We start from the raw sequence: 20,832 nt of genomic DNA on the forward strand, positions 1-20,832 counted from the left end.
TAAAAAAGTGCACCCCTGCGAGTGCACTTTCATTTATTTCCAGAATTTTTTGCCCAACAAAAATTTAAAACTTTTATTTTCTGTCTCAACTCCCAATCAATTCTTCACAATTTTTTTGTCTCGTGTTTTAAAATATAACAATTACAATTCAAAAAAACAAATGAAAAAACCCTCCCCAAACGGAGAGGGCTTATATTTATATAACTCTGGTTGTAAATTCAGCAAGTAATCTGTCAATTTTGACATTCGTTCGCCCATCACTTAAAGAAATCTTCTGATGAGCCGGTGGCTTTTCAAGGTAATGTTCTATGGTGCCCTGAATTCTCTCCTCATAACTTGATACATGTTCGTTCACATAAAAAATTCCTATCGGAATCTTATCACCCCATTCAAGAGAACGCTCAACTACCTGAATCCACTTTTGCTGTATTTCGTTCGGATCATCTGGATTATGAACATACGGATCATAGCCATTTTCTTCAAGTTTGTAAATTCTCGGAATTGGCTTTCCCGTTACTGGATCAATTCTATCTTTGCCCGAATACCAATCTTTCGTGTTAATATCATTATAAGTCGGACACGGTTGCAGAACATCAATAAATGCAAGACCTTTATGAAGGATTGCCTTTTTAATTATTTCCTTCAAATGTTTAACATCATAAGCATAACCTCGTGCGATAAATGTATAACCTGAAACGAGAGCAAGTGCAATCGGATTAACAGCATCATTTATATTTGGCTTCGGGAGAGATTTCGTCTTCATCCCCAATTTCAAAGTTGGAGATGCTTGACCTTTCGTTAATCCATAAACGGCGTTGTTATAAACGATGTATGTTAAATTAACATTTCTTCTTCCTGAACTTACGAAGTGCCCAACACCTATGCCAAGCCCATCGCCATCTCCACCAACAACTATGACATTTAAATCCGGATTTGCAAGCTTCGCACCAATTGCAAACGGAACAGCTCTTCCGTGAAGTGTATGAATGCCGTAAACATTCACATAATGCGGTGTTTTACCAGAACAACCAATCCCAGAGAATACAACCGCCTTATGTCTTGGGATCCCAAGCTCAAACAATGCAAGTTGCACAGATTGAAGTATCCCGAAATCTCCACAACCCGGACACCAATCGTTATGGACATCTGTTTTATATTCTTCAAGTGTTAATTTCTTTATTTCATCTATTTTAATCGCCATTGTTTAGCACCTGTATTTTGTTTGCTTTATTTTCAAGAATTGATTTTAAAGCGCTGTAAACTTCGCTTAAAGACATTGGTCTGCCGTTGTATTTCAAAACATGGTAATCAATATCCCTCAAAATTTCACGCTTCACAATTTGACCAAATTGTGCCGTTTTATTATGCTCAATATCAATCAAAAATTTTGAATTACCTATCAAATTAAGAACTCTATCCTTCGGGAACGGATGCAAAAGTTTAACCTGAACAAATTTCAATCTGTACCCTTCACTTCTTAACATATCCATCGCATCAAGTATAGCCCCTTTGGTTGAACCCCAGCTTATAATGGCGTAATCTGAATCTTCATCACCATAAACAATCGCTTTATCTTCATCTTCAATCTCTTGAAGTGCAATTTCAAGTTTTCTCATCCTTTTATCAACCATCATCGTTCTTATCTCATGATCTTCAGTTATATGCCCAAGCTCGTCATGCTCATCACCTGTATTCCAGAAAATAGCATTTTCCGTCCCAAGTTTAACCCTTGGGGATATGCCTGTTTCAGTGAACTTAAATCTTTTATAAACACCATCGCTAAAAACATCAACAAGCGCACCTCTTTCAATTTTGACTCTTGAAAGATCAAACTTCTTAACAGTAGCTATTGAATTTGCCATTGCTTTGTCTATCAAATGTATAACTGGGGTTTGATACTTCTCAGCAAAGTTAAAAACCTTAGCAACATCGTAAAATATCTCTTCAATATCTCCTGATGCATAAACAATCCTCGGAAATTCACCATGACCTGCATAAACAGCAAAAAGCAAATCTTCCTGACTATGTCTCGTCGGAAGTCCCGTTGAAGGACCGCCTCTTTGATAAAGCGTAACCACAACTGGAACTTCATTCATCCCTGCCCAACCAAGACCCTCAGCCATAAGCGAAAATCCTGGTCCAGATGTTGCAGTTGAAGCCCTTACACCAGCAAGTCCAGCGCCAATTGCCATAGTAATCGCTGCGATTTCATCCTCAGTTTGAACAACGACAATTGAACCTTTTTCCTCACTTCCATTTTCCCCGATCAAATCAAAAACCGCATTATCTTCAAGATAAACGCTTTCATCCGAAGCTGGAGTTATAGGATAATAAGATTGAAATCTACAACCACCAGCAATTTTACCAAGAGCCGATGCTTGATAACCCTGGATTATTATCAAATCAACAGCATCCCTTCCAACAGGCTGGAGTTTATAGTTTGTCTCTTCAAAATTTTCAAGCACATAATCATATACAAATTTCGCTGATTCTATGTTCAAGTCCGCAACTTTTTTCTTCGCTTTGAAAACATATTTAATCGCCTCTTTAACAAGATTAAAATCATATTTCAACAAAGCAAGTGAAGCTGAAACCGCCATAACATTTATCATAACATCCATTTTCGCAATTTGCGGATTCCCAAGTTTTTCAGCAAGCCCCTCAAGTAGTTTAACATACGGAATTCCATAAACCAAAATCCCATTATCACGAGCATAATTTACAACATCTCCAACACTATAACCAACGCCTTTCTCAGAAAGAAATTTTTTAATTCGTTTATTCGCTTGTTTATCAATCGTCGGAATTTTGTCAACGGTTATATTCTCCTGATTTACATCGTAAATTATCACACCACCAGGGACAACTTTATGTATATGCCTGAACAATGTCTCTGGGTCAAATGTCACAAGAAAATCAATCTCATCAAGATGCGATCTTATAAGATTTGAACTCACTCTGACGACATAATTACTATGCTCCCCTTTTATATTAGAGTGATATTCTCTCTTGCCAAAAACATAAAGACCGCCATAAGCGCACGCCCTTGAAAAGATGTTTGCTCCTGAATCCACACCACTTCCCTGTGGACCGCCAATCATCCAGGATAATTGATTTATCTTCATCTTGATTTCTCTCCTTATTTGATTTTAGATTAATTCTAAATTTTGCAACTTCAAAAGATATAACAAGCTTTAAAATTTTTTCGTTTCAACCCGTTGTCGTTCTAAACTTTAATCTATCCTTGAATGGTTCTTCCCTATCTGAAAAATCAGGTCTGTAAAAATCAGGTGATTCATCAAAATCCTGAATCCAACCATTTTCAAAACCAAATTTATCAAGCAAATCCAAAACAGCCACATATTCACTAAACATTATCCTGCGTGAGATCAAAGGATAATTAAATGCTTTATTCGTCGGATAATACTGCGACATTATGCTCAATGTCACCTCTGTCCCAATCTCTTCAGCAATCCAGCGTAATGATTCCTCGCTCCCTGCGATGTCATTTGGTAAAATCAAATGTCTTATTATCAATCCACGCTTTAAAACTCCATCTTCAATAACAAGTTCACTCCCAACCTGCCTGTGCATCTCTTTTATCGCCATTCTTGAATACTTAACATAATTTGGAATTTTTGAGTATCTCCACGCCATTTCATCACTGCTATACTTTATATCGGGAAGATAAATATCAACAATTCCATCAAGCAACCTCAAAACTTCAACTGAATCATAAGCATTTGTGTTATAAACAAGTGGAATGCGAAGACCATTTTCAACTGCTATGTAAAGTGCCTTAACAATCTGGGGGACGAAGTGTGTTGGAGAAACAAGTCCAATGTTGTGGCAACCTTTATCCTGCAATTCAATCATAATATCAGCAAGTTGTTCAAATGTAACCTCGTTTTTAATTTCAACTTTCCAATTTTGGCTGATTTGATAATTTTGACAGTAAACACATCTTAAATTGCAATTCCCAAAAAATATATTGCCCGCTCCATTAACTCCGACAAGCAATGGTTCTTCACCAAAATGTGGGACATAAGCCGAAACAATCGGTTTATATCCAGAATAACATCTTGCTATCTCATTTTTCAATCTATTAACACCACAATTATGCGGACATATATTGCATTTTTCAAGCATTGATTCAAGAATCTCAACTCTTCTTTTAAGTTCGCCACTTTCATATAACTTAACATAAGAAGGAACGAACATAACTTCAAAGATAACTTTGTTTTAAATCTTCGCCATCCTATTGGCATTGTTAACTGGGAGTAATTCTTTCATATTTTCAATTATGTATCCGATTTCTTCTTTAATTTCAAAGTAATATCTCAACTCATTTTCCCTTTGCTTCAATTCAACATCTTTCGTGATTCTTTTATCGCTTCCTTCTTCTCTATAAGTTTGCTCTATCATTTCGTTGAAGAACTGCTTTCGTCCCGTTTTTAAAACATCAACCTGCGTTTGTGTCCAATTTATTACATCTGACATAAGGTTATAAATTTCGTATATATCCGATGCAGTTGGATTTCCTCTTAAAACTTTCAAAAGAAATTCAAATTTTTCAATTGAAATTTCCCTGTTTCCAGCAACATATACAAAATAAGCACGCAAAAATTCTTCTCGCCATCCTTCCTTCCAAAATTTATCTCTTAACATCGCCTTAACTTTATCTGCATCCTGTCCAAAAACGACATCAATCGCTCGTGAAATTTGCTTTGATGGTTGACAATCAAGATTTAAAAGTTTAACATATCTTTCAAGATTAACTCTATTCAATTTAACTGTAAATTTTTTCTCAACAACTTCATCACCCTTTTTGAAATTGACATAAAAAGTCGTCTGCAATCCTTTAGAATCAAGCAAGTCAATTATTTCCGAAATGTCTTCGCCCGTTAAGACAACCTCATCAAGAATTTTTGAAAACACCGCTTTATCAGAAATCTTCGGCGTGAAAACTGGTGAGAACAAAAGATCAATTTCATAATCCTCAAGATTTTTCAATTCTTCTTCAAAAAATTCATCAATCTGATCAAGTGTATATGAGTAGTGCGAAAGTATATGATTTATAACCTGCTCTGTAATTTGCTTTGGTTTCATAAGTTCGTTTTCTATCATATGAATTAGTTCTTGTTTCATTTTTATTCCGCTGTTAGTTTTAAATTGTTAAGTTCGTAAATGACATTTAAAATTTCTTCTTTGATTTTTTCTTTGAACTTCTCATCACAAATTTTGCGTCCGCTTAAATCAAGGACATAGAAAGAATCAACAATTCCATCGGTTCGTGTGGCAATTTTAGCAAAATAAATGTTTAAACCAAGTTCAGAAATTTTTCTTGAAACCCTGTATAAAAAGCCAAGCGAATCGGGGGCGAAAACATCAATTATAGTATAATCTTTTGAATCTTCAAACTCAACCGCAATCTTGACATCTTTTTTCGTGCTTTCAATTTTTCGCTTCCATTTTCTCCTGTGCTTTTCAAATATCTCATCCAAATCAACTAATCCATTAAAAACATCGTTTAAATCCTTTTCAATCTTTTTACACTGTGTTTGAGATAGTTCAAGCCCAGAAATGTAATCAAAGACCCTGAATTTATCTATCACAATCCCATCCTTTCGTGTGAAGATTTTCGCATCAAATATATTCGCATCGTTTGCAGATAAAACACCGCATATGCTCGCAAGAACAAATGGTGCATCTTTCGTTATGACGGTTATCTCCGTATAACCCTCCATCTTTTTGAAAACGACATCAACTTTTTTCTCGCTTGTTTCAACGATTTTCTTTATATGCTCTTCTATTTCAACATCACTAAAGACGCTTAAATATGAATCATCTTCAATCAAATTTTCAAAATGATTTTCAACAATCTCACGAGAAATTTTGTCCGAAAGAGATGCGATAATTGACTCAATTCTTTTGTTCGTTCTTTCTTCAACTAACTTGTAAACTTCATCAAGTGTTAATTTGTTTTCCACGATTGGCTTTGAAACAAAATAAAGTTCTTCAAGAAGTTGTGCTTTCCAACTCGTCCATACTTCTGGATTCACTGCGGAAAGATCAGCATAGGTTAAAATATAAAGCATATCAAGAAGATCGCTCTTATAGAATTTTGAAGCGAAATTAAACAATGTTTCTGGCTCATAAAAATTTCTTCTAAAAGCGGTTTGCTCCATTAAAAGATGATTTTCAACGAGAAAACAAACATCATCAATTGCGTCAAATTTTATCTTTTGCAGAAAATTTCTCGCCATTTCAACGCCAATTTTGCTATGACCTTCAACTTTTATCGCTTTCCCTGAATCGTGAAATAAAATCGCAAGATAAAGAATGTCCCTTCTTTGAAGATTTCTAAATATATCCCCAAGATTTGAGTGATCATCTGTTAAATTCTCTGCATTCCCAATCGCCTTCAAAGTGTGTTCATCAACAGTGTAAAAATGATAAACGCTGTGCTGAAAAAGTCCCGTCAAGTTGCCAAACTCTGGAATATACTTACCTAAAATTCCAAGTTCATTCATCAATTCAAGCGTAGATGCGACATTGTAGTGTGAATTCAAAATTTTTAGAAAAATTTTATTGACCTCATCTTCGTTTTCAAAGTTAAATCTTTCCGAACTTTTCATAATCGCATCTTTCAATTCCTCATCAAAGTCAACTCCGAATTTGCATCTGTGAAGAAATGCTGTGAAAATTTCAACGGGAGTGAGAAATTTTTTTCCAAAGTTAAGAAAAATTTTTCTGCCATTGCGAATTGAAAAATTAGAATCAATTACTTCAATTTCTCCGAAATCTTGCGGTTCAAATTTTTCTTTAAATTTGCTCACAAAGAATTTATTCAAACTGTAAATTGCACGTGCATTCAAATAATAATCCCGCATAAAAATTTCAACTGCTTTTACTCCACCTTCATCTTTGTATCCAAGACCACGGGAAATTTTCTCTTGAACATTGAAATCAAGAACATCGGTCGTTCCTTCTGTGTCAAAGTGAAGTTCAATTCTCGTTCGGAGTATAAATTCAAAAGCCTTTAATGTCAAGTTAAATTGTTCATCTGAAATAATTTTTTTCGCATGCATCAATTCAAGCATACTTTTACAGGCAGATTTATCAGATGGGAGATTCCAGAAATCAGGGTTTGTGCTTTTGAAAAGCCAAAGCAAAGTGTGAATGTCCCTTAAACCACCTGCACTTTTCTTAACATTTGGTTCAAGAAGTTTGATTGAATTCCCATATTTTTCATGCCTTATGCGATTACCCTCAATTATCCCAGAAATAAATTTTTCTGAATCTCTGCTCAATGCTTTTGATCTTACTTGCTGAATAAAACGATTGTAAAGTTCTGTGTCCCCATACACAAACCTTGCTTCAAGAATTGAAGCCCAAGATTCAAAATCAAACTCAAAAAGTTCAAGGCAATCTTTTATGGTTCTGAAACTATGCCCGATGTTTATGCTCTCGTCCCAAAGTTTTTGAAAAAACTCAACAACTACATTTTCAACGCCATTAGATTTATTCTCAACGAGAAACATAATATCAATGTCGGACTTCGGACACAGTTCAACTCGCCCATATCCACCGAGCGCAACTATCGCAAATGGCGTGTTAAAATTTAAACTTTCTGCGATTGCTCTTAACTTCTTGTCAAGCAAAAAAGTCAATAACCGAGTGGTTTCAAATGCACTCGCACCGTTTCTATGTAATTTTTCAACTTCTTTAAAATCTATTTTAATTTCCGACCCTTGGCTCACGAATTTTACGAGATTTATTTTGCTTAAAATTACGCAAAATTTTTCTCTTTTCAGAATTAAACTTAAATTTAACAAAAAATCAACCTGAAAAAATATGTCAAAGGAGTTAAAAATTTGCAAAGTTTCGGAGATAAAAACTGGAAAGGCGAAATCATTCAAGATAGAAGAATTTGAAATTGCGATTGTGAATTTAAATTCAAATTTTTATGCAATTTCAAATATCTGTCCGCACCAGCACACGAAAATAGTTAACGGAAGTGATGCTATAATTGAAGGTGAAAATATAGTTTGCCCGATGCACGGGTGGAGTTTTGAGATAAAAACTGGAAAACCAGTTTATGGCTCTGGAAGATTGAAAACTTTTGAATTGAAGATAAAAAACGATGAAATATGGCTAATAATTGAGGATGGACAAGTTTGAGTTAACACATAAGATAAAGCAAAAAGCAATTGAACTTGGGTTCTCAAAAGTTGGAATTGCAAAGGCAGAAAAACTTCTGGATGAAGCGGAGAGATTAAGGCAATGGCTTGAGCGAAAATATCACGCTGATATGCTTTGGCTTAAAAATAATTTTGAAAAAAGAATAAATCCCGAGAATATCCTTCCAGATGCAAAGTCAATAATTGTCGTTGGACTTAACTATTTTCAAAAAATTCCGCCAGCAAAGAAAGAGCAGGGCAAAATTTCAATTTACGCTCTTGGTAAAGATTATCACATCGTTCTAAAATCAAAACTTGAAAACCTCTTGAATTTCATAAAAGAAATTTGCCCAAATGTAAACGCAAAAATTTATGTTGACACTGGACCTGTTATGGAGAAAGTTTGGGCTGTAAGAGCAGGACTCGGATGGATCGGAAAACATACAAATCTGATAACGAAAGAATTTGGTTCGTGGATTTTTCTTGGGGTTTTAATTTGCGACCTTGAACTTGAATACGATGAACCAATGGCTGACTTCTGCGGTAAATGCACAAGATGTATAAATGCTTGCCCAACATCTGCAATTGTTGAACCTTATGTGCTTGACTCAAATAAATGCATCTCATACTGGACAATTGAATTTAAAGGAGAAAATTTTCCAGAAGGTATAAAGAAAAAATTTGGCAATTTAATTTTTGGATGCGACATTTGTCAAGAAGTTTGCCCGTGGAATATTAAATTTCAAAAAGAGACAACCGTTGAAGAATTTAAAGCGTTTGAGCACAACATAAATCCAGATTTATTTAAACTTTCAAATTTAACGGTTGATGAGTTTAACCTTCTTTACAAATTCAGTCCGATAAAAAGAGCGAAGTTTTTTGGATTTATGCGAAATGTTAAAAACGCTATCTCAAATTTAACACTTGAAAAAATTTTAAATCTTGATTTTGAATGCGCTATATTTGACCTTGATGGAGTTGTTGCAGATACTTTTCTTTTTCATTTTTCATCGTGGAGTGAAATTTGCAGAAGATATGGGCGTGATTTAAGTTTGGAAGAATTTAGAAAAATTGTCTTTGGAAGAAAAGGTGAAGAAAGTGCAAAAATTTTGTTTGATGGGAAAATATCTGATGAAGAAGCGAAAGAAATAGGTGTTGAAGTTGACAGAATTTTTAGAGTCATAGCAAAGGGACAATTGAAAGAAGTGGATGGGGCGATTGATTTTATAAAGATGTTGAGAGAAAACGGGATTAAAACAGCGCTTGCGACATCTGCACCATTTGAAAATGTTGAGTTAATTTTTAACGAGTTGAGTTTGAATGGTTTGTTTGATGTTGTTGTTTCAGCAAAAGATGTGAAGCGAGGGAAACCCGAACCAGATATTTTTATTCTTGCGGGTTCAAAGTTAAATTGTAATCCGAGAGAATGTATCGTTTTTGAAGATTCAATTGCGGGTCTTATCTCTGCAAAGAGAGCAGGGATGCTTGCGGTTGGCGTTGAAACTACTTTAACGAAAATAGAGTTATCAAATTACGCAGATTTGACAATCAAAAATTTTTTGGAAATTTTTGAAAATGTAAAACAAAATAGAAAGGAGAAAGATGCAACCAATTGAGCACAGAAAACTTATTATCATTGGTTCTGGACCTGCTGGTCTTACGGCTGCTATTTACGCAGGGCGAGCTGATCTTCAACCGCTTGTATTTGAAGGTTCTCAACCAGGCGGACAATTGATGCTGACAACAGAAGTTGAAAATTTCCCCGGTTTTCCGAAGGGTATTCAAGGACCTGAACTTATGCAACTTATGAGAGAGCAGGCAGAAAGATTTGGGGCAAAACTTGAAATGCTTGATGTCACAAAAGTTGATTTTTCCACGCGACCTTTCAAAATCTGGGCAGATGAAGACCTTTATACTGCCGATGCAGTTATAATCGCAACTGGCGCATCTGCCAAATGGCTTGGGCTTGAGTCAGAACAAAAACTTCGCGGTTTTGGGGTCTCTGCGTGTGCAACTTGCGATGGTTTCTTCTTTAAAGATAAAGAGGTCGTCGTCGTTGGAGGAGGCGATACCGCAATGGAGGAAGCTCTATTCCTTACAAGATATGCAAGCAAGGTCACCGTCGTTCATCGCAGAGACAAACTAAGAGCATCAAAGATAATGCAGGATAGAGCAATGAAAAACCCAAAAATTACATTTATCTGGAACTCCGTCGTTGAGGAGGTCTATGATGTGAATCAGAAAAAAGTCACGGGAGTAAGATTAAGAAATGTTTTAACAGGCGAAACTATGGATTACAAATGCGATGGGCTATTCATTGCAATTGGACACCAGCCTAATACGGAAATTTTTAAAGGTCAAGTTGAAATGGATGAAGTTGGCTATATAATAACCAAGCCGGGCACAACTGAAACGAGCGTCCCCGGGGTATTCGCCGCTGGCGATGTCGCTGACAAGGTTTATAGACAGGCAGTTACAGCAGCCGGAACAGGGTGTATGGCTGCTCTTGATGCGATAAGGTATCTTGAATCACTCCACGATTGACAGTGGGACGAGGCGGGTTTCAAACCCGCCTTTTTTATTTGCTTGATTCAAAATTTTTATTTATTTTGACTTTGAAAAACGAAAAATAAACCACCGGGTCAAAAATGGATTTCAGAGATTTTGATGACAGAGATGAATTTGAAGAATCCCCGGAAAAAATTGAAGATAAAATTAAACAATATGAAGAATACATCAGAAAAACCAGTGGCTCTTATCTCAATAGCGAAATCATTGAGGAATTGATTGACCTTTATATTATCTCTGGGCAATATGAAAAGGCATTGCCTCATATTCAAAAGTTGATTGAAATTTTCCCTTATTCAGCTGACTACTGGATAAAGCGTGGAGTCATATTAAACAACATGTCCGAATATGAAAAAGCGCTTTTATCCTTCCATAAAGCATTGATGCTTAATCCGAATGAATCCGACGCCTGGGCAAATATGGCCATAACTTTTGAAAATATGAACAAGACAGAAGAAGCGCTTGAATGTATTGACCGTGCGCTTGAACTTCAACCGACAAATTTTGACTTTATGAGGATAAAAGCAGAACTTCTTGAAAAAACAGAAAGGTATAAACAAGCAATTGACCTTTTGAAAAAATTAGCCGAAATGAACCCGAACAATAAAGATATTTATTTAAAACTTGCAAATTGCTACGAGAAAATCGGCGATTTTGAATCAATAATTGATGCACTTGAAAAATGCATAAACCTTGACCCGTATGATCACGAATTGTGGTATAAAAAAGGATTTGCACATGCAAAGACAAATCAACTTGCAAAGGCGATTGAAAGCTTAGATATGGCAATTGTCATTAAAGAAAACTTTATTGATGCGATTGAGCTAAAAGCGGAGATTCTTTTTAAAATGGGAAGATACATAGATTCACTTGAGACATTCAAACAACTTTTAAAATTTCAACCAAATTATGAAGTCGCCTTATTTTACATTGGGAACATTTACGCAAAACTTGGTCAATATCGTGAAGCTATAAAGTATTATAATCAAGTCATCAAGATAAACCCTTCAAACTTCGTCGCATATTATGCACGGGGAAATTGTTATGAGGCAATTGGAAATTACAAAAGAGCTCTTGCGGATTATACGATTGCTGTTAATTACAATCCGAAAATTTCTGATTTATGGGAAGCAAAAGCGGAACTTGAATATGAAATTGGCAAATTCAGTGAAGCACTTTCAAGTTATATGATGGCGATAAAATTAAATCAAAAGAATCCAGATTTGTGGATAGGTGCTGGTATGACTTATGAGCAACTTGGAAGATACCAAGAAGCAGCACAGGCATATTACAATGCGCTTAAAATAAATCCAGATTATGCAGAGCCGTATTATCAAATTGGACGCTTATTTTTACTTGCAGATATGCTTGATGAGGCGGGGAAATACTTTTCAAAAGCATTTGAACTTGACAGCTCAAAAATTGATGAATTTGAGGAAGAATTTCCTAAGTATAAGCGATACATAAAAAAGTGGGTTAAAAAATAATAAAGACACTGCCTAATCTTTGATTTCACCCAATAAAAAATTAAGCGGGGGCTATGGAAATTAATGCGGAAACGAAAATAGTTGGTCTCATTGGACATCCTGTTTTGCATTCTTTTTCTCCTTTTATTCACAATCTTGCTTTTGAAATTTTGGGGCTTAATTATAAATACCTAACTTTTGATGTGCTACCTGAAAATTTGAAAGATGCCTTAAAAGGGATCATCTCGCTCGGAATAAAAGGAGTAAATGTCACGATTCCACACAAGGAGACAGTGATTGAAAATCTTGATTTCGTTTCGCCAGAGGCAAGGATAATCGGCGCTGTTAATACGATTGTAAATGACAATGGAAATTTAAATGGATACAATACCGATGTTTTCGGGTTTACGGAGTCGCTGAAAAAATACAAAGATTTGCTTTCAAATACCCCAGCTTTTATATTTGGCGCAGGTGGTTCAGCAAGAGCTGTGATTTATTCGCTTATTACGAATTTTCAACCAGAAAGAATTGTGATAGCAAATAGAAACTTAACAAGGGCTGAAAGTTTAGTAAGATATTTCTCACAGGTTCTTGGTTATAAAGATTTTGAAGTTAAAGAATTCTTCCCGCCCGAAATTGCAGGAGACATAAAGTCATCTCGTCTAATAGTTAACACAACTCCAATCGGTATGTATCCTAATTCAAACGAACTCCCTTTTCAATCTGATGAAACATTTCACGAAGGTCAAATTGTCTATGATCTTGTCTATAATCCGCCGATGACAAAGTTTTTAAAACTTGCCCAAAGCAAAGGAGCAAAAGTTATAAGTGGGGTTGAAATGTTAATTCTTCAAGCAAGCAAATCTTTTGAACTATGGACTGGGAAGCAGATGCCAGTTGAAGAAGTAAAAAAGTTCTTGCTTAAAAAACTAAAATTAAGAAAAAAGAGAAATGACACTTAACGATAAATATCTCAAACTTCGCAAAATCCTTGAAGAAATGGGCTCGGTTGTAATTGGTTTCTCGGGTGGAGTTGATAGCACATTGCTTGTTAAGGTCGCTTATGATGTTCTAAAAGATAAAGCAATTGCCGTCATCGGTAGGTCTGACACATATCCAGAAGATGAGTTAAATGAAGCGGTAAAACTTGCAAAGATGATCGGGATAAAGTATAGAATCATTGACACGGAGGAAACGGATAATTTAAAGTTTAGCGAAAATCCGCCCGATAGATGTTATTATTGCAAAACTGAATTATTTTCAAAGTTGAAAAAAATCGCATTTGAAGAAAATATCCAATGGATTGCGGATGGGACAAATGTTGATGACCTTGGAGATTTTAGACCTGGTTTGAAAGCAGTACGGGAAAACAATGTCCGTTCTCCGCTTCTTGAAGCTGGATTGACAAAAAATGAGATAAGAGAACTTTCAAAAATGCTTGGACTTCCAACTTGGGATAAGCCATCTTTTGCTTGTTTATCTTCACGATTTCCATATGGATTGCCGATTGAGAGAGAAAAACTTAAAAAAATTGATAAAGCGGAGTCGTTTTTACGAAAGCAGGGTTTGAAAATCGTCAGAGTAAGATACATTGACGAGAACACGGTCAGAATTGAAACTGGGAAAGAAGAATTCAAAAAATTTTTTGATGATGAATTCAGAAACAAAGTTGTCAAAGAACTTAAAAATCTCGGCTTTATATACATAACGCTTGACCTTGAAGGATACAGGACTGGAAGCATGAACGAAGTTTTACAAATTCAGTTTAACGCAAATCCAAAACATTCAAACGAACTTGAAAAAGTCGTCAATCGTTCGGGAAACGGGGAAAATAATCCTTGAAAATTGGATTTTTAAATTTTCGCAAGTTCTGATTTTAAATACTCAATTGGTTTAACTGGCGTTGGATCAACTTTGTTTAAAATGGCAAGATAAAAACTGACCCAATCTCCAAGATAAATATGCGAGAAAATTCTTGCAAGCAACGATTTGCCTTCCGAATAAATGTTAAGAATTTCACCAGCGTAAGGTCTCATCAAATCATCGGTTATTTCAATTCTGTGTTTTATTCTTTCATATTCTCCATCGTCACGAAGCATCACAATGCTGATTTTATTCATCAAATCCTTGAAACTTCCGCCAACTTCTCCAGACCACCCAACGATTTCATTATGATTTAACTCTGGAAAAACATTAAAATGTGCGAGCATTTTTGCATTCTCCTCAATCTGACAAGCCCATCTCATTGCGACTGCGTCAAATTTACCTGATGTGTAAATAAAGGGTAGAGACCCTGAAAGGCGGATTGCAATTTTATAAGCGAGATTTTCTTCGTGTTCGGGGTTTGAGTAAATTTTTGATTTTTCCTCAATGAGTTTTACCGTCTCTGCGATTTCTCTCTTTTTATTTTTGATAAAGCCAAGTTTTGTGAGAACAACAAGAAGCGGGAAAAAAGAATAACCAAGCGCTGTTCTCGGCGGGAAACCCGACGGTATTTTTATAACTGGATGTTTTTTCTTTAAAGCAATTTTCTCAACCTCACCATTTGAAGTGATGCAAATTATCTTTGCTTTTTTCTTAACTCCATCTTTATAAGCAGAGATCGTCTCTTCCGTATTTCCAGAATAACTTGAAACGACAAGCAATGTATTTTCATCAACAAACTTCGGAAGGAAATAATCACGGTTGACGATTATCGGAATTTTGATTTCTTCTGAAAGATACGAGCGAAGTAAATCACCAGCAATTGCCGAACCCCCAAGACCTGTTAAGACAATTTTGTTAATTTTTTTAACCTGCAATTTAACTTCGGCTTGCTCCCCTATTTTAACTGATTCTTTTATTTGTTCGTGGAAATTGACAAGTTTTGAAAACATATCCTGTTTGTCAAAAGTTCTGATGTCTTCAATTGTAATCATGTTGCCTCCATTTGGTTTTAGATTTCAAATTCAGAGATTAAATCCTTCAACTCCTTCCGCAGATAATCAATGACTTCGCTTTGCGTTTTGAAAATAAGAGCACGCTTGCTAATTCGTTTTGCGTCTTTAAATTTAATTGAGCGAATTATTTGTTTTATTTTTGGAATTGACTTTGGAACAGTGCTGAATTCATCAAGTCCAAGACCAACTAAAAGAATTGTCGCAAGCGGATCGCCTGCCATTTCACCGCACATTGAAACGGGTATCTTTGAGCGATGCGCTGATTCAATCACAAACTGAATTAACCTTAAAACTGCTGGATGAAATTCCTGAAAAATTTTTGCAACTGTTTCATTCCCACGATCAACTGCAAGTGTATATTGAATTAGATCGTTTGTTCCGATGCTGAAGAAATCAACCTCCCGAGCCCTTTCCTCAGCCAATAATCACGACGATGGAACTTCAATCATAACTCCAATTTTTATACTCTCATCAAACTTGACATTTTTCTCTCTCAACTGCGATTTTGCAATCTCAACATATTTTTTAATTTCCCTCACCTCATCAATGGTTGTAACCATAGGAAACATTATCATAACATTTCCTTTGATGCTCGCTCTCAAAATTGCCCTAAGTTGTGTTAGCAAAATATCCGGTCTATCAAGCCCGATTCTTATTCCACGCCAGCCGAGGAATGGGTTATCCTCCTTGTGATAATCTTTGAAGATTTTATCTCCGCCTATATCAAAAGTTCTTATTACAACTTTTCCGGGATAAATTTTTTCTGCAACCCGGAGATATTCTTCAAATTGTTCATCTTCATCAGGGATGATGCTGTTGTTGATTATATATTCGGTTCTGAAAAGTCCAATTCCTTCGGCGCCATTTTCAATTGCCTCATCAACTTCATCCGGAAATTCAATGTTTGCAAGAAGTGTGAACTTTTTACCATCCATTGTTTCCGCAGGAAGTTGCTTCAGTTGTTCAAGTTTTCTTTCAAGTTCAGCAATTCGTTTCATTTTCTCTTGATACTGCTCTATCAAACTTTGATCAGGATTCACGATCACAATTCCTCTATAACCATCAAGAATCACTGTATCTCCGGTTTTTATAAATTTTGTCGCCTCTTTTAGTCCGACGACAGCGGGAATTTTCAAAGCCCGAGCAAGAATTGCTGTATGTGATGTATATCCGCCAAGGTCTGTTATATAGCCGAGGACTTGATTTCTACTGAACAAAATCGTGTCAGCTGGTGTTAAATTCTCAGCGACGACAATTCTTGAAGTGTCAAATCTTGAAAGCCATTTCTCTTGTTGAATGTTTCTTATAACCCTGTTTTTAAGGTCTTCAAGGTCGTTTGCTCTTTCCTTTAAATACTCATCCCCCGAACTTTGCATAAACTTAACATATTTTTCAACCTCGTCATTTACGATGGATTCGGCGTTAAATTTTTCTGTTTTAATTCGCTCAATTATTTTGTCAATCATTGTTTTATCATCAAGCATCAAAAGTTGCGCTTCAAAAATTTGTGCGCCTTCAGAGCCAATTCTTTCAATTGCAAGTTTTAAAATTTTGCTTAATTCGCTTTTTGACTTCTCAATCGCTCTCAAAAATCTTTCAATCTCTACTTCTACCTCTTCCTCTTTAATCTCTTTTTTCGTGATCTTTGGTTTAAGCTTTTCGTATTTAAGTGCTGTCCCAATTGCTATGCCAGGCGATGCAGGTATGCCCTCAATTATCTTTTGATGACCGTCCATCTTTGTTTTCTTCTTTTAATTCTTCAAGTTCACCAAATCCTGATTCAAAAAGTTTAACAATTGCCTCAGCTGCTTCTTCTTCATCTTCACCATCAAATTTTAAAATAAGCTTTGATCCCTGTTCCGCTGCAAGAGACATCACTCCGATTATGCTTTTGCCATTTATTTCCATTCCGTTTTTCTCAATGAAAAAGTCAGATTTAAATTTTGATGCAAGTTTTACAAGCATTGCAGCGGGGCGAGTGTGTAATCCTGTTCTATTTTTTATTTCAACTTCCTTCTTTATCATTTAAATTTTTCTCTCACAAAGTTTATTTGCAAGCCAAATTAACATATCACGTGCTCTGGATTTGGGCAAATCCTCAATTGATTTAACCGCAAGTTCAGTGTAAAATTTAACCTTATTCTGAGTTTCCTCAATGACGCCACAGCGATAATAAATTTCTTTGACAATCGGAACAAGTGAAGCATCAATGCCATCTTTATTGAAAACTCTCATTATAATTTCTCTGTCTTTATCTTTTGTTAATTCCTTTGCTCTTAACAGAAGAAATGTTCTTTTCCCATTTACAATATCTCCACCGATTGACTTGCCAAATTCTTCATCTGCGATAACATCAAGGAGGTCATCCTGAAATTGAAAAGCAAGCCCAAGATTCAAACCATAATTTTCAAGAGCCAGAATTTGCTCTTCACTCCCGTCTGCTATTAACCCACCTATTTTAACGGAGTTTTTGATAAGTGATGCTGTTTTTTTGTTTATCATTTTTATGTAATCGTCAACAGTGACATCAAACTTCGTTTCAAGTTCAAGGTCAAGCGCCTGCCCTTCGCAAACTTCAATCGCAGATTGTGAAAATGCGGTGAAAATTTCGCTTAATCTGTTTGATTTCGTCTGAGACAATAATTTGTATGCTATTGCAAACATTGCGTCACCACTTAAAATGGCTGTGTTCATGTCCCATTTTTTGTGGATCGTTTGAATTCCCCTGCGAAGGTCCGCATTGTCCATTATATCATCGTGGACAAGTGTAAAATTATGAAAAATTTCAACGGCAACAGCAGCATTTAAAGCACCTTTATAATTTCCACCAAGAGATTCACACGCAAGCAAAAGCAAGGTAGGTCTTATCCTTTTCCCGCCAGCGAACAAAATGTATTTTATTGGCTCGTATAAACCCGCTGGTTCGCTTTCCGTAATTAACCGCTTCAAATGTTCGTCTATAATTTCTCTGTAATTTCTATAACTTTGGTCGTAATCCACTTTTTGTTGTTTATAAATTTTTAAACGCTTCCCGACGGATTGACATTCACAGAAATTTTAATAAAAGATGATTAAATAATCAAGTTTTAAACTTTACTTGCCATCGGTTTTACAGAGCAAATGAAAATTTGAATTTAGCGCAATAAAAGTTAATTTTATTAAAAACAACCATTTGAAGATAAGCGATGGAGAAAAAGCGATACATATTGAAGCGGGAGATTTTTGAAGAGCATAGCGTAAAACCGTCAAAAATTAGATATAGAGACGAATTAAACCCAGCGCAGTATGAAGCTGTGATGACGCTTGATGGTCCTGTCCTTGTGATCGCAGGAGCTGGAACTGGGAAAACAAGGACGATAACATACCGTGTAGCACGACTTGTTGAAATAGGCGTAAACCCGGAATCAATTTTACTTCTCACATTTACGAGGAAAGCAGCGCAGGAAATGTTAAGTCGGGCTTCAATTTTACTTGATGCAAGATGCGATAGAGTTTCAGGAGGAACTTTTCACTCATTTGCAAATTTAACACTGCGAAAATACGCTCATCTTTTAAAATATGATAACTCATTCACCATTCTTGACCAAGGAGATGCAGAAGATGTGATAAATTTACTCAGAACGCAAGAAGGATATGATAGAGCAAAAGTTCGTTTCCCACGAAAGCAAACACTTTATGAAATTTACAGCAAAAGTATCAACACAGAGACACCGATTGAAGAAATTGTCCTAAACGAATTCCCACATTATTACGAACAGATTGAAGACATTGTTAAGTTGTTCAGAGTTTATAACTCATACAAAGCAAAACATAATTTGATGGATTATGACGATTTGCTTTTAAACTTAAAAAGATTGCTTGAAGAGTTTGACGATGTGAGGAAAAAACTTGCCAACCAATACAAATACATTATGATAGACGAATATCAAGACACAAATCGTCTTCAAGCGGACATCGTTCGTTTGCTTGGAATGGAACATAGAAATGTAATGGCGGTTGGAGATGATTCACAGAGCATTTATGCATTTAGAGGGGCAAATTTTAGAAACATTATGGACTTTCCGAAAGATTTCCCTGGGACAAAAATCATAAAACTTGAAGAAAATTACAGGAGCACGCAACCAATTTTAAATCTTGCAAACGAAATAATTGACAGAGCAAGGGAAAAATATACAAAAGTTCTTTACACAAAGAAGCAAGGCGGAGAGCTACCTGTAATCGTAATCGCACCAAGTGAAAATCATCAATCAAAATTTGTCGTTCAAAAAGTTCTTGAATTAAGAGAAGAAGGAATTCCATTAAATCAAATGGCTGTTTTGTTCAGAGCAAGCTATTTATCTTTTGACCTTGAAATAGAGCTTGCAAAGGCGAACATACCTTTTGTTAAGTTTGGTGGTTTTAAATTCATTGAGACAGCACACATTAAAGACATCGTCGCTCATCTGCGTGTAATTCTCAATCCAAGCGATGTGATTTCCTGGCATAGAATTTTACTTCTTCTTGATGGAGTTGGTCCGAGAACCGCTCAAAAAGTTATTGAAGATATAACATCTGGAAAATTGAACATAAAGACGAATCCAAATTTCTGGCTTGAATTTAAAGGTTATCCTGAAAGCGTCTTACGACTTTTTAAAGTTCTTTACACAATTTATCCGGACGATGTTTCCGTTCAAGAAAAGACGGAAATAATCCTTCGCTATTATGAGCCGATAATGAGAGATAAATACGATGATTACGAAAAAAGGAAAAAAGACCTTGAAATTTTTGAGAGCATAGCTTCAAGATATGATTCACTTGAAGAGTTTTTAACAGACCTTGCAATTGAGCCACCGAATGAAAGCGTTTCTGAAATTGTCCCACCTGGGACAGATGATGAGTTTTTAGTTCTTTCAACGATTCATTCAGCAAAGGGTCTGGAATGGAACACGGTTTTTATTATTCACGCACTTGATGGAATTTTCCCTTCTTCACACTCTGCGAGAAATGATGACGAAATGGAGGAGGAAAGAAGATTGATGTATGTTGCTTGCACAAGGGCAAAGGAGCATCTTTTCATTTGTTATCCCGTTGGGATTTACGATTCAAGAACTGGCTTTGTTTTAACAAAGCCATCAAGATTTATAGCAGACCTTCCAGATGGACTTGTTGAATACTGGGTGATTGATGAAGAATAAAAAAGGCGGGCAAAAGCCCGCCACAAGATTTTTCAATTGCTCTTTTTTCTCTCCTCACGAATCTTCTTCGCTAAATCAAACATACTTTGATAATCAAGCACTTTACCACCGTAAATTTTTGCAAATTCATCCGCTTCTTTTTTGCTTGCAAAAGAAAATTCAGGCAACATCGCCCTTACCGGGGATATTACGCTTCCAACGACGAACCACGATTTTTTAGCGTCAACGAGCTTGAATGTTTTAAAATCAACCACCTTTACATCTTTAACATTTTTCCCTTCCATTATAGCGGTTGCACAGCCAATGCCACACGCGTGATAAACAGTATCAGCAACTTCAATTTCAACTCGTGTCATCATTTTTTCAAATACATCCATTCCACAAACACTACATGTCCCGAGTTTTTTGCCAAGGTCTGGTTTTAAAATATCCATCATTGATTGAGCGAAAATTGAAGCCGGCAAAAGCAAAAGAGCCAGAATTAAAATTTTAATTTTCATAT

General features: G+C 35.8%; 16 protein-coding genes and 1 pseudogene. 7 read left to right on the forward strand and 10 right to left on the reverse strand.

Features of this window, described 5'->3' with window-relative positions; translation table 11 throughout:
* Positions 1–196: 196 nt before the first annotated feature.
* The 5 genes from AWW83_RS06980 to glnD all read right to left on the reverse strand — a co-directional run bounded on the left by AWW83_RS06980 (position 197) and on the right by glnD (position 7,763).
* Positions 197–1,201: a 2-oxoacid:ferredoxin oxidoreductase subunit beta gene (locus AWW83_RS06980; RefSeq protein ID WP_092350297.1), complete on the reverse strand. Its 1,005-nt coding sequence runs from the start codon at positions 1,199–1,201 to the stop codon at positions 197–199.
* Positions 1,191–3,125, reverse strand: coding sequence for a 2-oxoacid:ferredoxin oxidoreductase subunit alpha (locus AWW83_RS06985; RefSeq protein ID WP_092350299.1), 1,935 nt, complete (start codon positions 3,123–3,125; stop codon positions 1,191–1,193). The genes AWW83_RS06980 and AWW83_RS06985 overlap by 11 nt, the downstream gene beginning before the upstream one ends.
* Positions 3,126–3,210: 85 nt before the next feature.
* Positions 3,211–4,221 carry a radical SAM protein gene (locus AWW83_RS06990; RefSeq protein ID WP_092350301.1) on the reverse strand — a complete coding sequence of 337 codons (1,011 nt, stop codon included), beginning with the start codon at positions 4,219–4,221 and terminating at the stop codon, positions 3,211–3,213.
* 21 nt (positions 4,222–4,242) lie between these two features.
* Positions 4,243–5,148 carry a hypothetical protein gene (locus AWW83_RS06995; protein ID WP_092350303.1) on the reverse strand — a complete coding sequence of 302 codons (906 nt, stop codon included), beginning with the start codon at positions 5,146–5,148 and terminating at the stop codon, positions 4,243–4,245.
* A gap of 2 nt (positions 5,149–5,150) precedes the next feature.
* Positions 5,151–7,763, reverse strand: a complete 2,613-nt coding sequence (gene glnD / locus AWW83_RS07000; protein WP_159421134.1) for a [protein-PII] uridylyltransferase — start codon at positions 7,761–7,763, stop codon at positions 5,151–5,153.
* Positions 7,764–7,857: 94 nt separating this feature from the next.
* Between glnD and AWW83_RS07005 the strand changes: the two genes are divergently transcribed.
* The 6 genes from AWW83_RS07005 to larE all read left to right on the forward strand — a co-directional run bounded on the left by AWW83_RS07005 (position 7,858) and on the right by larE (position 14,059).
* Entirely contained in the window at positions 7,858–8,184 is a 327-nt protein-coding gene (locus tag AWW83_RS07005) for a Rieske (2Fe-2S) protein (protein WP_092350369.1), read from the forward strand.
* Positions 8,171–9,799 (forward strand): tRNA epoxyqueuosine(34) reductase QueG, encoded by a 1,629-nt coding sequence (queG, locus tag AWW83_RS07010; RefSeq protein ID WP_092350307.1) that lies wholly within the window; start codon positions 8,171–8,173, stop codon positions 9,797–9,799. The genes AWW83_RS07005 and queG overlap by 14 nt, the downstream gene beginning before the upstream one ends.
* Positions 9,786–10,727, forward strand: a complete 942-nt coding sequence (trxB, locus tag AWW83_RS07015) for a thioredoxin-disulfide reductase (RefSeq protein WP_092350309.1) — start codon at positions 9,786–9,788, stop codon at positions 10,725–10,727. The genes queG and trxB overlap by 14 nt, the downstream gene beginning before the upstream one ends.
* Positions 10,728–10,831: 104 nt before the next feature.
* Positions 10,832–12,238, forward strand: coding sequence for a tetratricopeptide repeat protein (locus AWW83_RS07020; RefSeq protein ID WP_092350311.1), 1,407 nt, complete (start codon positions 10,832–10,834; stop codon positions 12,236–12,238).
* A gap of 53 nt (positions 12,239–12,291) precedes the next feature.
* On the forward strand, positions 12,292–13,179 hold the full coding sequence (gene aroE, locus AWW83_RS07025) for a shikimate dehydrogenase (protein WP_092350313.1): 888 nt from the start codon (positions 12,292–12,294) through the stop codon (positions 13,177–13,179).
* Positions 13,169–14,059: an ATP-dependent sacrificial sulfur transferase LarE gene (larE, locus tag AWW83_RS07030; RefSeq protein ID WP_092350315.1), complete on the forward strand. Its 891-nt coding sequence runs from the start codon at positions 13,169–13,171 to the stop codon at positions 14,057–14,059. Before aroE ends, larE begins: the two co-directional genes overlap by 11 nt.
* Before the next feature lie 11 nt (positions 14,060–14,070).
* Here larE and AWW83_RS07035 read toward each other — a convergent pair whose 3' ends face one another.
* The 4 genes and pseudogenes from AWW83_RS07035 to AWW83_RS07055 form a co-directional block, all read right to left on the reverse strand.
* Complete coding sequence (locus AWW83_RS07035) at positions 14,071–15,135, reverse strand: bifunctional phosphoglucose/phosphomannose isomerase (RefSeq protein ID WP_092350317.1); 1,065 nt, start codon at positions 15,133–15,135, stop codon at positions 14,071–14,073.
* A 17-nt stretch (positions 15,136–15,152) separates the two neighbouring features.
* Positions 15,153–16,892 (reverse strand): annotated as a pseudogene (ptsP, locus tag AWW83_RS07045) (phosphoenolpyruvate--protein phosphotransferase).
* Positions 16,867–17,181 (reverse strand): HPr family phosphocarrier protein, encoded by a 315-nt coding sequence (locus AWW83_RS07050; protein WP_092350323.1) that lies wholly within the window; start codon positions 17,179–17,181, stop codon positions 16,867–16,869. The pseudogene ptsP and the gene AWW83_RS07050 overlap by 26 nt, the downstream one beginning before the upstream one ends.
* Entirely contained in the window at positions 17,182–18,156 is a 975-nt protein-coding gene (locus AWW83_RS07055) for a polyprenyl synthetase family protein (protein ID WP_159421135.1), read from the reverse strand. It lies immediately after the preceding gene.
* A gap of 185 nt (positions 18,157–18,341) precedes the next feature.
* On the opposite strand from AWW83_RS07055, the gene AWW83_RS07060 reads away from it, so the two are divergent.
* Complete coding sequence (locus tag AWW83_RS07060; protein ID WP_092350327.1) at positions 18,342–20,330, forward strand: ATP-dependent helicase; 1,989 nt, start codon at positions 18,342–18,344, stop codon at positions 20,328–20,330.
* A gap of 32 nt (positions 20,331–20,362) precedes the next feature.
* Here AWW83_RS07060 and AWW83_RS07065 read toward each other — a convergent pair whose 3' ends face one another.
* Complete coding sequence (locus tag AWW83_RS07065) at positions 20,363–20,830, reverse strand: nitrous oxide reductase accessory protein NosL (protein WP_092350328.1); 468 nt, start codon at positions 20,828–20,830, stop codon at positions 20,363–20,365.
* Positions 20,831–20,832 lie beyond the last annotated feature (2 nt).

The sequence above is a fragment of the Candidatus Chryseopegocella kryptomonas genome, assembly GCF_001536065.1.
Taxonomy (GTDB): domain Bacteria; phylum Bacteroidota; class Ignavibacteria; order Kryptoniales; family Kryptoniaceae; genus Kryptonium; species Kryptonium kryptomonas.

Coding starts and splice junctions, on each gene's coding strand:
- AWW83_RS06980 (WP_092350297.1), bottom strand. CDS start 1,201: ATGGCGATTAAAATAGATGAAATAAAGAAATTAACACTTGAAGAATAT.
- AWW83_RS06985 (WP_092350299.1), bottom strand. CDS start 3,125: ATGAAGATAAATCAATTATCCTGGATGATTGGCGGTCCACAGGGAAGT.
- AWW83_RS06990 (WP_092350301.1), bottom strand. CDS start 4,221: ATGTTCGTTCCTTCTTATGTTAAGTTATATGAAAGTGGCGAACTTAAA.
- AWW83_RS06995 (WP_092350303.1), bottom strand. CDS start 5,148: ATGAAACAAGAACTAATTCATATGATAGAAAACGAACTTATGAAACCA.
- AWW83_RS07005 (WP_092350369.1), top strand. CDS start 7,858: ATGTCAAAGGAGTTAAAAATTTGCAAAGTTTCGGAGATAAAAACTGGA.
- queG (WP_092350307.1), top strand. CDS start 8,171: ATGGACAAGTTTGAGTTAACACATAAGATAAAGCAAAAAGCAATTGAA.
- trxB (WP_092350309.1), top strand. CDS start 9,786: ATGCAACCAATTGAGCACAGAAAACTTATTATCATTGGTTCTGGACCT.
- AWW83_RS07020 (WP_092350311.1), top strand. CDS start 10,832: ATGGATTTCAGAGATTTTGATGACAGAGATGAATTTGAAGAATCCCCG.
- aroE (WP_092350313.1), top strand. CDS start 12,292: ATGGAAATTAATGCGGAAACGAAAATAGTTGGTCTCATTGGACATCCT.
- larE (WP_092350315.1), top strand. CDS start 13,169: ATGACACTTAACGATAAATATCTCAAACTTCGCAAAATCCTTGAAGAA.
- AWW83_RS07035 (WP_092350317.1), bottom strand. CDS start 15,135: ATGATTACAATTGAAGACATCAGAACTTTTGACAAACAGGATATGTTT.
- AWW83_RS07050 (WP_092350323.1), bottom strand. CDS start 17,181: ATGATAAAGAAGGAAGTTGAAATAAAAAATAGAACAGGATTACACACT.
- AWW83_RS07060 (WP_092350327.1), top strand. CDS start 18,342: ATGGAGAAAAAGCGATACATATTGAAGCGGGAGATTTTTGAAGAGCAT.
- AWW83_RS07065 (WP_092350328.1), bottom strand. CDS start 20,830: ATGAAAATTAAAATTTTAATTCTGGCTCTTTTGCTTTTGCCGGCTTCA.